Consider the following 14,155-nt stretch of genomic DNA (forward strand, 5'->3'; position numbering starts at 1 on the left):
CAGCGCTCGTAGCTCAGCTGGATAGAGCATCGGATTTCGATTCCGAGGGTCGGGAGTTCGAATCTCTCCGAGCGCGCCATTCTTGACCCCTGCTCAATATGGCCTTTGTCCCGACGGCAGTATCTGGCGCGTGCGCCGCCGGGCCCCCTTATTGCTGGGACAGAATCCACTTCACCAGAGCTTCGGCCTCCTCCGGCGAAACGCTCGGTTGAGGAGGCATCGGTAGCTGACCCCAACTGCCGCCGCCGCCCTTCACGATCTTTTCGCTCAAGACCTTGATCGCGGATTCATCCTTGCCATAGCGCTCGGCCATGGCCTTGTAGGGCGGACCGATCATCTTCCGTTCGACAGAATGGCAGGCTACGCAGTTCTTGCTCTTGGCCAATTCGGCGCTTGCGAAAGCAGCCGACGATGTCAGAAGCGCGGCGAAAGAGGCTGCAGCGAGTTGGCGAAGGTCAACCATGGAGCGGGATTCCCATCATGCGCGATCCGCGTCGGACGGTATCGCAGAACAGTGGTCGAAACAAAGCGAACAGCAACACGCACGATCATCATCGGCTCTCCGGTTAAATGGCCAAGCACGCGATGATCTGCGGGCAGCTGCGAATGCTGATCGCGCAATGTCGACGGACGCGGTCAGGCCGCGCCCGCAGACGAAGGTCAGCCGCATCGCCGCAGCGGCAGGCGCGGGGCGCTGATCGAGCTCAAATGGGCTTGAGCTGGTAGATGTCGCCCTGGTCGGTGGCCACATACATGCTGCCGTCCGGGGCCTGCACGACGGAGCGGAAGCGCCCGGCCGGCATCGGCAGCGACACGGTCGTGCGCGTGGCGGACGAGCCGTCGGGCTTGATGTCGAGCACGTCGAGGCGGTTGCCGACCGGCGTTCCGTGGATGCCGATCCCCATAAAGGTCACGACCATCCGGCCGTTCCACTCTTTCCACTGCGGGCCGTTCAGGAACACGCATGACGACATGCCCTGCGAAAGCATGTCGTTGTTCCAGGCCGGCTTCATGGCGTTGGGATAGGTCTTGGTGTCGGTCATCGGCATGAACGCCGACCGCTCCTTCGGCTCCATCGCGCCCATCTGGTTCGGCGAGTATCCGCAATAGTTGTCGGGGCAGTCGCCGCGCCCGCCGATATTCGGGCGGGGATCCCATCCGGCGTTGCCGCCGGCCGTGAGCGCCGTCACCTCGTCGCTATGCCAGGGGCCGTTCTCCGCCGTGTAGGGCTGGTTGGTGCCGGGGCGGAAGCAGATGCCTTGCGGGTTGCGATGTCCGTAGGTGAAGATGCGCGCATCGAAGCCCTGTGGCGGGTTGTTGCCGGGTGCGGCCTTGCCGTCCCGATCGATGCGGAGCACTTTTCCGCCGATGCGGGTCGGGCTTTGCGGCACCTCGCCGTTATGGGTGTCGCCCGTTGTCACGTACAGGAAGCCGTCCGCGGGACCGAAGCGGAGGCGTCCGCCGTTATGCGCGCCAGGATCGCCGAAAGGATGGTTGCTGGCCGCCGGCTTGTAGGCGATGTCGGTGACGATATCCTGCCGGTTCGAGACCTTGGTCAGATCTGGATTGACCGTCAGCCGCAGTACCCGATTGGTTCCTGGCGCGGTCATGCTCGACGCCGAGGACACGTAGATGAAGCGGTTGGTGGCGAAGTCGGGATCGATCGCCACACCGTACATGCCGGCCTGACCGCCGCAGAAGAGGTCGGATGCGGTGTCAGGGTAGTTCTTGGAATCCTTGATGCCGAGCAGGGCGTTGATCTTGCCGGACGGTAGCCGGACCGAGAGTCCACTGCACTTCTCGGTGAAGAACATCGCGCCGTCGGGCAGGAAGGCCATGTCCCACGTCAGGTCACGTCCGGACATCACGGGGGTGCTGGCGAGTCCGGGAGTTCCGCTTGGGCTTTGGGCCGCCGCCGAGCCGGACAGGACGAATGAGGACAGTAACGCACAGGGCAATACGAAGCAGATACGTCGAGTCATCGATGTCTCCTCCGATTTGGTAAGTTTCACTCCCTGAAAAGGCGAATCCGCCGGACCTGAGCCGAAAGCGTTGTTCGGCGGATCAATTGTTATGCGACGCCCAGCTTGTGCAGCATCGCTTCCCACCGAATGGCAGGCACCAATTGCGCGAGCAGGAGGCCTGCGCCTCTGGGGCAACGGTGATCGGGTCAATATTGGCGATGACGAGAAGGCTTGGCAAGAGAATAGGCAACGGTTGCAGCGCGAGATGCCGTTGCCGGAGCGCAGCCAAAAAGCATGCCGAGATACCCTTTGCTTCGCGGCTTCACCTCTTTGCGCGCAGCCTTGATATCCGCGAGGAATTCCGCATTGCTATGAAGCTTAGCTATCGTTGCAGCGCCCGTAATATGGGGCGGCGCTTCGCGGGGTGTGACGGTGAAACCCGGCCGCCTGCTTGAAAGAGGAATTGCGAAATGACGCGGGGGCCTTGGTTTATAGTGCTTTCTCTGCTGATCGCGATAGCGATCACGCAAGTGTCTCTTTGGATGCGAAACATTAGACCGTCGAAAAGAATTAGCCTGTGGGAGCATCTAATATGGGAGATGCCTCCCAAGGATGAACAGACCAAAGCGTATTATAGCAAGGATGAACAGACCAAAGCGTATTATAGGCAACGTCTTATGACGACGGCCATAGTGCTCCCGGCAACAGTGCTTGTGCTCTATGCAATTACCGAAATGTACCGACGATAAAGCGAACTTATTCGCTGCCTCTCACTTCTGTATCCGTGGTCGACAGGTCAGTCGATCTGTTGACTGGAGACGTTGCGATGACGGAGGATGAGCGTACGAAGACGGATCGCGCATTGATCGTTTTGAGCTTGATGCAGCTTTTTTCCGTTATTGCAGGAGACATAAACTTCCCTCAAAGAGTTAATCCGATCCAGCTGGAAGAGATAGTGTGGAATGCGATCGAACTGAGCCCAATTCTCCTTTTATGGCTCGTTAGACGCGTCAGTCTCATTGCAATCATAGCTATCCCGATCTTCGTGATCTTCTGTGGGCGAATCTATTACGGGGCACTTTTTCTCGATTCGGGATATCAGTCCTCGCAAGGAGATTGGGCAATCTGGGTGAACCCATTGGTTGGTTTGATTTCAGCTGTCATCCTCGCCGCATGGATGATTTTTCGCATGACGCGTTTTACTGCGGACCTTATCGTTCGTGTGATTTTCAAAAGGTGAGGAAATGGCATCGGTCACTTTTCTCCAGCCGTTACGGTGTTAGACTAGCGTGGGGGCTTCATCCCGGTTGTGCCGGGAACGTGGCCGGAGTGGCGCCTGTGATTACTTGGCGCAGCATCATTGTCTTGATGTCCGCCGGACTTGTGTTCGGGGCCGTCGGCGCATCCGCGCAACATCGGCACCCGCCGCAGGACGAGCCAATCCACGAGAAGTTTTATTCGACATGGATGAGGCCGGATAACCCCAATCTATCATGCTGCAGTCAACACGACTGCTACCCGACCGAAGCTCGCAACGAAGGTGGCGTCTGGTTTGCCAAACGCCGTGAAGACGGGAAGTGGCTTCGTGTCCCGCCTGAGAAAGTTGAAAAGAACCGAGACAACCCTGACGGGCGTAGCCATCTCTGCGCGCCCAGACCTGAGCGTGCGTATAGCGCGGACATCTTCTGCTTCACCGCCGGCAGCGGAATCTAGTTCGTCCTAAGCGGTGCTGTCCGTAACAGCCTTCTCAATGACAGCGGAAAATACAGGAACGGGCTGATCGAAACCTTTCAGTGTTCGCGCATCCAGTTCAACGAGAGGCACGCGCGATCCGACCGCATGAGCTGCGACGCGGTCGATCAGGATTTCGGAATCCTGCGCGCTCGAACATAAACGCGATGCAAGGTTCACGACGTTGCCGATCGCGCTGTAGTGCAGGCGGCCCTCGGAGCCGATCTGGCCAACTGTAGCTGGCCCCATTGCGAGTCCGACGCCGAAGCCAAGTTGGTGATCCGGTGCGCGCCAACCGGCCAGAAGTTTCTGCACGCTGATTTGCATATCGATCGCCATGGTGACGGCTTGCAGTGCGGGATCCGAACAGGCGACCGGCGCATTGACCAGCACCATCGCTCCATCGCCGGAGAAGTTGATCAGCGTTGCCTCATGGGCGCCCACGACCTTTTCGAGAGCGTCGTAGTATTCGCGCAGCACACCCATGACGGTTTCCGGTTCCACGCGTGCGGAGAAGGCAGTGAAGCCCCGCATATCGCAAAATATCACCACCACTTCGACGCGCCGTCCATCGAGAACGCGGTCGTCACCAGTCCGGTCAACCAGTTCGGCGACCTGCGGCGCGAGGAAACGCTTGAGACGATTTATGCGTTCAGAGCGTTCCTGTGAAACCGCCAACTCCGCGGCCATCTCGTTGAATCGCGTCGCAAGCCGCTCGAATTCGTCACGTGTTGTCAGGCTGATGCGGTGGTCGAATTGTCCTGCGCCAATTCGGGCGACGCCGTCCTCCAACAGGCGTATCGGTCCAATCATCCGCTGGGTCAGCCAGTAGGCGAGCACTGCTGCGAGAGCCGCACCGCCCACGAGCAGCGCCGCCGTACGCCAAAGGGCCGCGTAGATCGGCGCGAATGCCTCGGCGAGAGGCTGTTTGACGATGACGCTCCAGTCGACGCCGGGGATCTGCACCATCGCCCCCAACACTGACTTCCCCATAACATCCTGGCCAACCGCCGCCTGGCCGGGTCGGGCCAGGATGGCCGCGCGCAAGGCCTGGAGCGGTCGCTGTGCGGCTTCATCGGCCCGCAGCACAAGGCTGATGTCTGGATGAGCGACGAGACGGCCCGGTCGGTCAAGCACGAACGCGTCGCCGGTGCGTCCGACCCGAATCCCCGAGATAACCTCCCAGATGAACTTGAGGTTGACCTCGGCGATAGCCACTCCATCCGCTGTCCGATTGCCGGCGATTGCGATGGCCATGAAGGGTTCCGAGCCACCATGGAACGTGACCGGCCCATACCAGATCCGATCGGAACGGGCTCCCGTCACAGCGGGTTTTGCGGAAAGGTCGTCACCGCCTTCGATCCTGTTCAGGCCGATGCGTGACACGAAGAGGCGTTCTTTCCCGGTCGCATCGACCAGAGTGAGGTTCTCCACGGACGGGACCTGACGCAGCAGGCGCAAGGCGTCGAGCCTGCGCCTGTCGCCGCCGTCCTCCGACCATGGCAGTTGCACTGTCCAGCCAAGCTGATCTCGGATTCCTTCGATGAAGTCCTGGATATTGACGGCCGCAAATCGGGCTTCCGCGTTCAGCAAGTCGTTCAGCCTCGCGCGCTGGTCATGATAGCCGAACCACGCATCGCTTCCACCCGCGATCAGAAGCGGCACGACGGCCGCCGCAAAAAGTGCGCGGAAGTACTTCTTGAACAATGACGTGCGTGGGACAACGAGCGGATTGGACATCGTGTTCGCCAGTGCGATGTCCGGCCGGCCTCTCATTCGATTACCCCATCGGCGCTACTCAGGATCGAGGACGGGAAGGATATGCCGAGGGCGCTGGCGGCCTTCAGATTGATGAACAGTTCGACTTTGGTGACCCTCTGCACGGGCAAATCCGAGGGCTTTTCGCCCTTGAGGATGCGGCCAGCGTACATTCCCGTGTGACGGTGCGACTGATTGAAGTCACCGCCGTAACTCATCAGGCCGCCAGCAAGTGGAAAATCGCGGGATTGGGTCATCGCAGGCACGGCATGGCGGACGGCGAGCGCGGCAAGTTGCTGGCTGCGGTACGCGAAATAGGGATCGGAGCTGAAGACAAGTCCGCCTGCGCGCATGTCATGTACGGCGGTGAACATGCCGTCGAACTCTTGTTCGGTGCTGGTTTTCAGGACGACAAGCTCCAGTCCGAGGCTTGTTGCCGCGGTATGGAGGTTCTTCAATTGCGAGCTTGAGGTGGGGCTTGTCGGATTGACGGCAACAGCGAACACCTTGGTGCCCGGGCGCATTTCATGCATGAACTCCAGGCGCTTGCGCGAAACCTCTACGCTCAGGCTCGATACGCCGGTGAGATTGCCTCCGGGCCGTGACAGGCTGTCCACCACGCCGAGCGCAATGGGGTCGCCACCCATCTCGAAGACAATCGGGATCGTCGCAGTCGCCGATTTTGCCGCGAGTGCGACCTCGGCGCCGCCTGCCGCTACGATCACGTTCAATGGACGGCTGGCGAGATCTTTTGCGATCGCTGGAAGCCGGTTGTACTGACCTTCCGCCCATCGAAATTCGATTTCGACGTTGCGCCCCTCGATGTAACCAACTTCTGCAAGGCCTTCGCGGAATGCTCTGAGACGGCTGCTGTAGCGTTCCGGGTTTTCGGAGCCCAGATACCCGATGACCGGCATGCTCTGAGCGCGGGCCGGGACCGTCCATGCAACAGCGCTACCAACAAGTGCAATGAAGTCGCGCCGCCGCATTCGATCGCCGGTTTGGGCAAGCGCTCGAGGCATGAAACGCACGGTTGTCCTCCTTCCAACCAACGTCGCCCAGTCACTTCACCACAGCATAGTCGCGTGGCCGAGGTTACGGAACCGGATATCTGACTGCTTAACGCGCCGATGACAGTAAAGGCAGCCGGATCAGACCGGCCTGCAGCCCTGTTTGGCCAACGCCGGCGGCGCGACAGGATGTAGGCCGTCCCGGCCTTGGTTCAGGGTTCAGGAGAGCGACGTGCGCGTGCGCTGCAAGAGAAGAGGTGGGCCTTCGTTGCAATGCGCAACACCGTTTCGTTGACGCTTCCTCTTTTGCGTCTAACATTCAACCAGGCCCGTGAGAGGCCATGGGAGGAATGCATGATGCGTCTTGCTAGCCCGTCTGCTCGCCGACAACTTTCAACAAATGCCGTAACCCAGCGCTCACCGCTGGGTTTTTTGATGATCGCGTCCGCCGTTGCGACCCTCGCCAGTTTCTCCGCAGCCTCGGCGCAATCGCCGGCGAAGGGATCGCCTGAACACATCAAGGCAGTCACTTCCGCGGTCGATCAAAACTCCATCAAGGCCAACACCGCCACGTCGAACGACTGGCCGGCGGTCGGCCTCGATTACGGAGAAACCCGCTTCAGCAAGCTGAAGCAGATCAACACCGACAACGTCAAAAATCTCGGCCTGATGTGGACGTACAACCTTGAATCGTCGCGCGGGGTCGAAGCCACGCCCGTTGTCGTTGACGGGATCATGTACGTGACCGCGTCATGGAGCGTCGTGCATGCGATCGATGTCCGCACCGGCAAGAACATATGGACCTTCGATCCGGAGGTGTCGCGCAGCATCGGCTATAAAGGTTGCTGCGACGTCGTGAATCGCGGCGTTGCCCTTCACAAGGGCAAGATCTTCGTCGGCGCCTATGACGGGCGGCTGATTGCCCTCGATGCCGTAACCGGCAAGAAGGTCTGGGAGAAAGACACGCTCATCGACAAGGAGCACCTGTACACGATCACGGGCGCGCCTCGCGTCGTGAACGGGAAGGTCGTGATCGGTAACGGCGGTGCGGAGTACGGCGCGCGTGGCTATGTCACGGCCTATGACGCCGAAACCGGCAACCAGGCCTGGCGATGGTTCGTCGTTCCCGGAGATCCGGCCAAGCCTTACGAAGATGAATCGATGGAGAAGGCCGCTAAAACGTGGGATCCGGCGGGCAAATACTGGATCAACGGCGGCGGCGGAACCGCATGGGACACCATCACCTTCGATCCCGAGTTGAACCTCGTCTACATCGGGACAGGCAACGGCTCGCCCTGGAATCGTCATCTCCGCAGCCCTGCGGGCGGTGACAACCTGTACCTCGCGTCGATTGTCGCGCTGAACGCCGATACCGGAAAATACGTTTGGCACTATCAGGAAACGCCGGGCGATCACTGGGACTATACGTCGACCCAGCCGATGATCCTTGCGGACATCAATATCGACGGCGCGCCGAGAAAAGTGATTCTTCACGCACCGAAGAACGGCTTCTTCTTCGTCATCGATCGCACCAACGGCAAGTTCATCTCGGCGAAGAATTTCGTCGATGTGAACTGGGCCACGGGGTATGACGCCAACGGGCGGCCGATCGAGGTTGCAGCGGCGCGCGATCCGGAAAAGGGAATGGACAGCATCCCGGGTCCGTACGGTGCTCACAATTGGCACCCGATGTCGTTCAATCCGATGACCGGTCTGGTCTATTTGCCGGCGCAGAACGTGCCGCTGCATCTGACCCCGCAGAAAGACTGGAAACATAACGCCAACAAGCCCGGCGACTTCGGCGGCAATGTCGGCTGGAACACCGGCTTCATCCTGAACGCGACGCCGCCCAAGAGTCTGCCGTTCGGCCGGCTCATCGCATGGGATCCGGTGAAGCAGAAAGAAGCCTGGAAGCAGGAATACGTTGCCCCGTGGAACGGCGGCACTCTGACAACAGCAGGCAACCTTGTGTTCCAGGGGACGGCTGACGGCCGCTTCATCGCCTACAATGCAACGTCAGGCGAGAAACTCTGGGAAAGCCCGACGGGAACGGGCGTCGTCGCGGCGGCTTCAACCTACATGCTCGATGGCGTGCAGTATGTGTCGGTTGCGGTCGGATGGGGCGGCGTGTTCGGAGTCGCCGCGCGTGCGACCGAGAACAACAACCCCGGCAGGGTTTATACCTTCGCCATCGGCGGCAAGGCGCCGTTGCCGGAGATGACAAAGTACCAGATGGAGAGCCTCGTCGCGGGCGTGAAGTACGATCCGGCAGATGTCGGGCCGGGGACGCTGCTCTACGTCAGCAGTTGCGTCACATGCCATGGCGTGCCGGGCGTCGATAAGGGCGGCAATGTCCGAAACCTCGGATATGTCGGCCCCGAGACGATCGCGAACCTGAAGAACTTTGTCTTCAAGGGTCCGCATGTCGACAAGGGCATGCCGGACTTCACTGGCAAGCTGAGTGAAGACGATGTCGTCAAGATCATCGCGTTCATTCAGGGCACGGCGGACGCAATTCGTCCGAAGTGAGTCGCCGCCCATCCGGCACGTGGCGCGAGTCGTTTTGACTTTCGCTGCGTTCACCTACCGTCATTCCGGGTCTGCGCCAGGACGCAGCCCGGAATGACGAGGTGGCAGGATGATTGATAAATCTGCAACAAATCCAAAGACTTAAAACAAGTGTGCCCTGGCGCAGACTGTGCGAGCGGGTTGCGCGGTGACCCGGTCTAACCTATTGAAGCCGTCATGCGCTCTTAGCCCGGCTGGATAGAGCATCGGATTTCGATTCCGAGGGTAGGGAGTTCGAACCTCTCGGAGCGCGCCAGCGATCCTTATGAAACAGATGTCAAAGAGCTCTTCTCCGGAACGAAACAGGCCACCCCCTCCCGCGCTCGCAAAGGCGATGCTGGCGTTGCAGATGCAGCAACTTGGGGAAGCAGAACAACTCGCGTCGCAAGTCCTGAAATCCGATCGCAGCAACACGCTTGCCGCAGAAATCCTTGGGCGCGCCCTTCTGGCGCAGAATCGCCTCGACGAGGCCATCGTGCATCTGGCGAAATTCGCGCGCAGGACCGACGAGCCATCGATCGAAACGTTGCTTGCGGGCATGCTCGCCACTGTCGGCCGCCGAGACGAAGCGCTGGATCATTTGCGGCGCGCCGTCGCCCGACGACCGCACTACATTCCGGCGTTTGTCGAACTCGCACTCCAGTTGCGCAAGAGCGGACAATTTGACGAGGCGATGACTGTCACCGAGAGCGGGCTGACGTTCGAGCCGCAATCGGTCGATCTGCAACTTGCCTTGGGATATGTTCTGGCGGACTGCAACGAGCGTATCCGGGCGCAGGCGGTGTTTGCCAAAGTCCACGCGGCGGAGCCGACGCATCATGACGCTTTGCTGGCTCTTGCGGCAGCGGTGATATGGGACGGCGACTACGGACGGGCCGCGGACCTCTACCGCCGCGCGCTAGCCATTAAGCCCCTGGATGATACGCGGATCCGTCTCGGGAAATGCTTGCTTGAACTCCGGCAGCGGGAGGAAGCGGAAGCACTCTTTCGCACAGCCACCCACGGGTTGAGCAAATTAGCCGCCCATGCAGTTATCGCGATGGTGTCTGTATCGCACGGGCGAATCTTCCTGCAGCCAAGTGCGACGCTGGATTTTTTACGCGTCCGAAACAACTGACCGTTACGAGTGGAGGGGATTTGACATTCGCTACCCACGCTTCGGTGAAGCGAATGTCAAATCCAAACCTCCACTCAAATCTGTATTTGCTAGTGGTCCTTTGATTCTAACATTCGCAAAAGAGTGCTGCTGCAACGGGATGCGAATGTTAGAATCGGACCACTAGACCCGAAACCGACGCCGGTAAACGCCGGTCTCGCGAGACATCAGGCCTATGAGATCGTGCGTACGCTGCGTCTCCTCTTCCGTGAAAACCGCGGTTCGCAAACTCCATTTTTCCCGCTTCACCGGAAAGCATTGAGCGACCGGCGTTCCTTTCGGCAGTACGCCGCTGAAATTGGTGTCGCGCCACCGCGCCGGAAAGTGAATCCAGCCATCGCGATAGTTGTCGCAATCGACCCATCCCGTCAGCGTCGTAAACGGCAAATCGAACCTGTTGACGGGATGCGTGAACAGCAGGGAGTAACCCTCCGGTGCTTCGATGGTCCAGAGATTGTGAAACTTGATCACGAAGCGGTCGGATTCGAAGAACGGCGTGCCCGTAAGTTGAGTACTGTCGTGCAGCCCCAGTGGAGAGCGCGGGAAATTGATCGTACCGCATGGCGGCAAATCATTATCCCAGGTAAACTCGCCGTTCTCGAACTTTATGTCGCAGATCAGCGGGATCAGAAAACCCGACGTCATCGCATCCACGAACGGCGGGCAACGCTTCACAGTGTCGTTCTGGCCCCCCATAATCTCGCTGGACACCTCTTGCGGCATGGTTTTTAGCCAGTCCGGCAAGCCCTGCGCCGCGGGGATCGGCGGCGGCAACAGACCTTCGAGTTCTTTCGGGCAGCGAAACGTCAGCAATTGCGAGGTGTCAGGCGGGGGCATAACAGCAATAGTCTCAAAACCATAAGGTTGAAAGTAATCCAGCTTGATGTTCGATGCTATCATCTACATTGCTCGCTCGCTACTCCTATGCCGGCGCAATGCAGACCGGCAATGACGCGCCGCTTGAAATTTGACTGCGTTCGAACGAAATTCGAACGGCGGGCCATCCTCGCGCCACTCATCACCCTTAACGAAATTCCAACACAACAAAGCCAAAGTTGGGCTTCATCTGTTTCGTCCCGTTTGACGCCAGGTCATTTCCGACATGCGATTTTGGGTTCCAGCTACGATTTTGATCGCGTTGAGCGGCCCCGCGCATGCGGACCTGCGCATCACCCGCGACCACGGCGGATATGTCGAAGAGTACAAGGCCAAGTACCAGCGCATCCGTGCGCGGGGTGAGCGCGTCATCATCGACGGTATCTGCAACTCGGCCTGTACGATGGTGTTCGGCATCGTGCCGATGAACAAGATCTGCGTGACGCCGCGCGCCAGCCTCGGCTTTCACCTGGCCTATTACGACAAGGCCTATACGTTCGGCCTCAAGGTCAACAGCAGCGCGGGGACGACGGATTTGATGTCGTATTACCCTCCGACGGTGAAGTCGTGGATCAGCCGCAACGGCGGTCTCACCAACGAGATGAAGAAGATCAAGAACGGCAGGGATCTCTGGCAGATTGTTGATCCGTGTCCGGAAGAGTTCTTCTGAAATTTCCATCGTGCTGGGGCGTTGGCTCTCAATAACGGTCATTGAGGCATGCGCGCGGTCTTTCAAATCGTGGGACGATCATCGATGTGTGGCAAGTACTGCGCCTCATTTGCAGGTCGTCATGGCCGGGCTTGACCCGGCCATCCACGTCTTTCCATCGGCATCGCAAGCAAGACGTGGATCACCGGGTCAAGCCCGGTGATGACAACTGCGGAGGTTGCAGTCTCGCAATCTCTCTCCATGTCGTCCCGGCGAAGGCCGGGACCCATACTCCCTGAACTTTCGATTTTGAGGTGATGCTGGAGCGATCGCCCGCCATCATCACAACGTTCGGTGGTTATGGGTCCCCGCCTTCGCGGGGACGACATCGAATGTGTTGTGACGTCACGCCACAACTCAAACTCCCGATTCAATTTTCAAACAGCCATTTCCGTTCAGCCACGCGTCATTGCTCTCGCGCATCGCGCGAGGTGAGCTTTGGTCTCGCCCCTGAAACGAGGGGCATGGAGCGCCGCGAGGCGCACCTTGGTATCGTTTCGCTTCCGGCATCGCTTGCGAGGCGATGATGTTCCGGAAGCGCATCGCCTTGCGGCGCTCCGCAGACAAGTTTACGCAGTCTGCGCAAGCTTGACTGCTATTTGGCGGCGATTTTGGGCGAGGGGACCGTACTTCCGGGTGAGGACGGACGCTTTCACGTCCTGATCCGGTCGGCTTTCGCCGCCTTCATCCTCGCCGCGTCCAGCCGCGAACGGCAGAGCCACGTAGTTGGCCCGGACGGTGACCCCAGCCTCCCGGACGACATGGCTGCGAACCGTGCGCGCGGGCGCCGCATCCTGCTCCGCTTCAAAAGCGCCCTCGAGAAGCGCCCCTCACGAACAGGACAGGCCGAACATACGAGAGGTTCAGAGCGCGGGGATTGGTGTCCCCATCACGAAATGTTGCAGGGCTACGCTCATTCAACATTCTCCGCTGTCATTCCGGGGCGCGCGTTTTTGCGCGAGCCCGGAATCCATCACCGGACTATTGATTCCCTCGCAGTATGGATTCCGGGCCTGCGCCAAGCGGCGCATCCCGGAATGACGGATCGTCGTCCCCGCGAAAGCGGGGACCCATACTCCCTAGGCTCTTTATTGGTGCGAGCAATCTTCCTGCCATCACCACGACGTTCGGTGGTTATGGGTCCCCGCTTTCGCGGGGACGACATCGCGTGTTGGGCGAGCGCTGCGCTTTATTACCGTTTCGAGCTTGACCTAGAACGTCACCACGCCGCGGATCGATTGGCCGCTCTTCATCAGATCGAATCCCTTGTTGATGTCGTTCAGCGGCATCACATGCGTGATCATCGGATCGATCTGAATCTTTCCCTGCATGTACCAGTCGACGATCTTCGGCACGTCGGTCCGGCCGCGCGCGCCGCCGAAGGCTGTGCCCTTCCAGACCCGCCCGGTTACGAGCTGGAACGGCCGCGTCGCGATCTCGGCGCCCGAGGGCGCGACGCCGATCACGATCGATTGTCCCCAGCCGCGATGGCAGGCTTCCAGCGCCTGACGCATCACGGTGACGTTGCCGGTGCAGTCGAACGTGTAGTCCGCGCCGCCGATCTGGTCTTCCTTGGTCTTGGTCATGTTGACGAGGTGCGCGACGAGATCCTTGCCGACCTCCGTCGGGTTGACGAAATGCGTCATGCCGAAGCGCTCGCCCCACGCCTTGCGGTCGTTGTTGATATCGACGCCGATGATCATGTCCGCGCCGGCGAGCCGCAGGCCTTGCAACACGTTGAGGCCGATGCCGCCGAGGCCGAACACGATGGCCTTGGCGCCTTGTTCGACCTTGGCGGTGTTGATGACCGCACCGATGCCGGTGGTGACGCCGCAGCCGATGTAGCAGACTTTGTCGAACGGCGCGTCCTCGCGGATCTTCGCCACCGCGATTTCCGGCAGCACGGTGTAGTTCGCGAAGGTCGAGGTGCCCATGTAGTGGTGGATCGGCTTGCCGCCGAGGGAGAAGCGGGAGGTGCCGTCGGGCATCAGGCCTTGCCCTTGCGTGGCGCGGATCGCGGTGCAGAGATTGGTCTTGCGCGACAGGCAGGACGGGCACTGGCGGCATTCCGGCGTATACAGCGGAATGACGTGATCGCCTTTTTTGACGCTGGTGACGCCGCGTCCCACGTCGACCACAACACCCGCGCCTTCGTGACCGAGGATCGCTGGAAAGAGGCCTTCGGGGTCCGCGCCGGACAGGGTGAATTCATCGGTGTGACATATGCCGGTCGCCTTGATCTCGACCAGCACCTCGCCCTCACGGGGGCCTTCGAGCTGAACGGTGGTGATCTCGAGCGGTTTACCGGCTGCGATGGCGACGGCGGCGCGAACATCCATGAACTGAACCCTTGTGCGTGCTTGGCATGGATCTGCGTTTTTTG

Annotated in this window: 11 protein-coding genes and 2 tRNA genes; 6 read left to right on the plus strand and 7 right to left on the minus strand. The window is 60.0% G+C overall.

The genetic code is table 11. From position 1 onward, the window contains the following. Window positions 1-2: 2 nt before the first annotated feature. Window positions 3-79 (plus strand) — tRNA-Arg (locus YH63_RS15750). Window positions 80-148: 69 nt separating this feature from the next. Here YH63_RS15750 and YH63_RS15755 read toward each other — a convergent pair. From YH63_RS15755 to YH63_RS15765, 3 genes are all read right to left on the minus strand, one after another. Next, window positions 149-463, minus strand: coding sequence for a c-type cytochrome (locus tag YH63_RS15755; protein WP_046826781.1), 315 nt, complete (start codon window positions 461-463; stop codon window positions 149-151). A 241-nt stretch (window positions 464-704) separates the two neighbouring features. Next, complete coding sequence (locus YH63_RS15760; RefSeq protein ID WP_046826780.1) at window positions 705-1,982, minus strand: PQQ-dependent sugar dehydrogenase; 1,278 nt, start codon at window positions 1,980-1,982, stop codon at window positions 705-707. 188 nt (window positions 1,983-2,170) lie between these two features. Further along, entirely contained in the window at window positions 2,171-2,494 is a 324-nt protein-coding gene (locus YH63_RS15765) for a hypothetical protein (protein WP_137325215.1), read from the minus strand. A gap of 296 nt (window positions 2,495-2,790) precedes the next feature. Between YH63_RS15765 and YH63_RS15770 the strand changes: the two genes are divergently transcribed. After that, on the plus strand, window positions 2,791-3,204 hold the full coding sequence (locus YH63_RS15770) for a hypothetical protein (RefSeq protein ID WP_137325216.1): 414 nt from the start codon (window positions 2,791-2,793) through the stop codon (window positions 3,202-3,204). Window positions 3,205-3,683: 479 nt separating this feature from the next. On the opposite strand, the gene YH63_RS15775 is transcribed toward YH63_RS15770, so the two are convergent. Together YH63_RS15775 and YH63_RS15780 are read right to left on the minus strand one after the other, a co-directional pair. After that, window positions 3,684-5,435: an adenylate/guanylate cyclase domain-containing protein gene (locus YH63_RS15775; protein WP_046829473.1), complete on the minus strand. Its 1,752-nt coding sequence runs from the start codon at window positions 5,433-5,435 to the stop codon at window positions 3,684-3,686. A 32-nt stretch (window positions 5,436-5,467) separates the two neighbouring features. Next, the gene (locus tag YH63_RS15780) at window positions 5,468-6,442 is read right to left on the minus strand and encodes an ABC transporter substrate-binding protein (RefSeq protein WP_046826777.1); all 975 of its coding nucleotides are present in this window, start codon (window positions 6,440-6,442) and stop codon (window positions 5,468-5,470) included. Between the two features lie 456 nt (window positions 6,443-6,898). On the opposite strand from YH63_RS15780, the gene YH63_RS15785 reads away from it, so the two are divergent. The 3 genes from YH63_RS15785 (at window position 6,899) to YH63_RS15795 (ending at window position 10,148) form a co-directional block, all read left to right on the plus strand. After that, complete coding sequence (locus tag YH63_RS15785; RefSeq protein ID WP_246658067.1) at window positions 6,899-8,992, plus strand: PQQ-dependent dehydrogenase, methanol/ethanol family; 2,094 nt, start codon at window positions 6,899-6,901, stop codon at window positions 8,990-8,992. 218 nt (window positions 8,993-9,210) lie between these two features. Further along, window positions 9,211-9,287, plus strand: a tRNA-Arg gene (locus tag YH63_RS15790). Window positions 9,288-9,365: 78 nt separating this feature from the next. Further along, on the plus strand, window positions 9,366-10,148 hold the full coding sequence (locus YH63_RS15795; RefSeq protein ID WP_170978697.1) for a tetratricopeptide repeat protein: 783 nt from the start codon (window positions 9,366-9,368) through the stop codon (window positions 10,146-10,148). Window positions 10,149-10,310: 162 nt separating this feature from the next. Here the strand turns inward: YH63_RS15795 and YH63_RS15800 are convergent, their stop codons facing one another. Then, the gene (locus YH63_RS15800; RefSeq protein ID WP_046829471.1) at window positions 10,311-11,024 is read right to left on the minus strand and encodes a hypothetical protein; all 714 of its coding nucleotides are present in this window, start codon (window positions 11,022-11,024) and stop codon (window positions 10,311-10,313) included. Window positions 11,025-11,289: 265 nt separating this feature from the next. Here YH63_RS15800 and YH63_RS15805 point away from each other — a divergent pair, with 265 nt between their 5' ends. Then, the gene (locus tag YH63_RS15805; protein ID WP_046826775.1) at window positions 11,290-11,733 is read left to right on the plus strand and encodes a hypothetical protein; all 444 of its coding nucleotides are present in this window, start codon (window positions 11,290-11,292) and stop codon (window positions 11,731-11,733) included. A gap of 1,250 nt (window positions 11,734-12,983) precedes the next feature. Here the strand turns inward: YH63_RS15805 and YH63_RS15815 are convergent. Continuing rightward, complete coding sequence (locus YH63_RS15815) at window positions 12,984-14,111, minus strand: S-(hydroxymethyl)glutathione dehydrogenase/class III alcohol dehydrogenase (protein ID WP_046826774.1); 1,128 nt, start codon at window positions 14,109-14,111, stop codon at window positions 12,984-12,986. Between the last annotated feature and the right edge of the window lie 44 nt (window positions 14,112-14,155).

Source organism: Afipia massiliensis, assembly GCF_001006325.2.
Classification (GTDB): domain Bacteria; phylum Pseudomonadota; class Alphaproteobacteria; order Rhizobiales; family Xanthobacteraceae; genus Afipia; species Afipia massiliensis_A.

Coding starts and splice junctions, on each gene's coding strand:
- YH63_RS15785 (WP_246658067.1), top strand. CDS start 6,899: ATGATCGCGTCCGCCGTTGCGACCCTCGCCAGTTTCTCCGCAGCCTCG.
- YH63_RS15760 (WP_046826780.1), bottom strand. CDS start 1,982: ATGACTCGACGTATCTGCTTCGTATTGCCCTGTGCGTTACTGTCCTCA.
- YH63_RS15815 (WP_046826774.1), bottom strand. CDS start 14,111: ATGGATGTTCGCGCCGCCGTCGCCATCGCAGCCGGTAAACCGCTCGAG.
- YH63_RS15755 (WP_046826781.1), bottom strand. CDS start 463: ATGGTTGACCTTCGCCAACTCGCTGCAGCCTCTTTCGCCGCGCTTCTG.
- YH63_RS15775 (WP_046829473.1), bottom strand. CDS start 5,435: ATGTCCAATCCGCTCGTTGTCCCACGCACGTCATTGTTCAAGAAGTAC.
- YH63_RS15770 (WP_137325216.1), top strand. CDS start 2,791: ATGACGGAGGATGAGCGTACGAAGACGGATCGCGCATTGATCGTTTTG.
- YH63_RS15795 (WP_170978697.1), top strand. CDS start 9,366: ATGCTGGCGTTGCAGATGCAGCAACTTGGGGAAGCAGAACAACTCGCG.
- YH63_RS15800 (WP_046829471.1), bottom strand. CDS start 11,024: ATGCCCCCGCCTGACACCTCGCAATTGCTGACGTTTCGCTGCCCGAAA.
- YH63_RS15780 (WP_046826777.1), bottom strand. CDS start 6,442: ATGCGGCGGCGCGACTTCATTGCACTTGTTGGTAGCGCTGTTGCATGG.
- YH63_RS15805 (WP_046826775.1), top strand. CDS start 11,290: ATGCGATTTTGGGTTCCAGCTACGATTTTGATCGCGTTGAGCGGCCCC.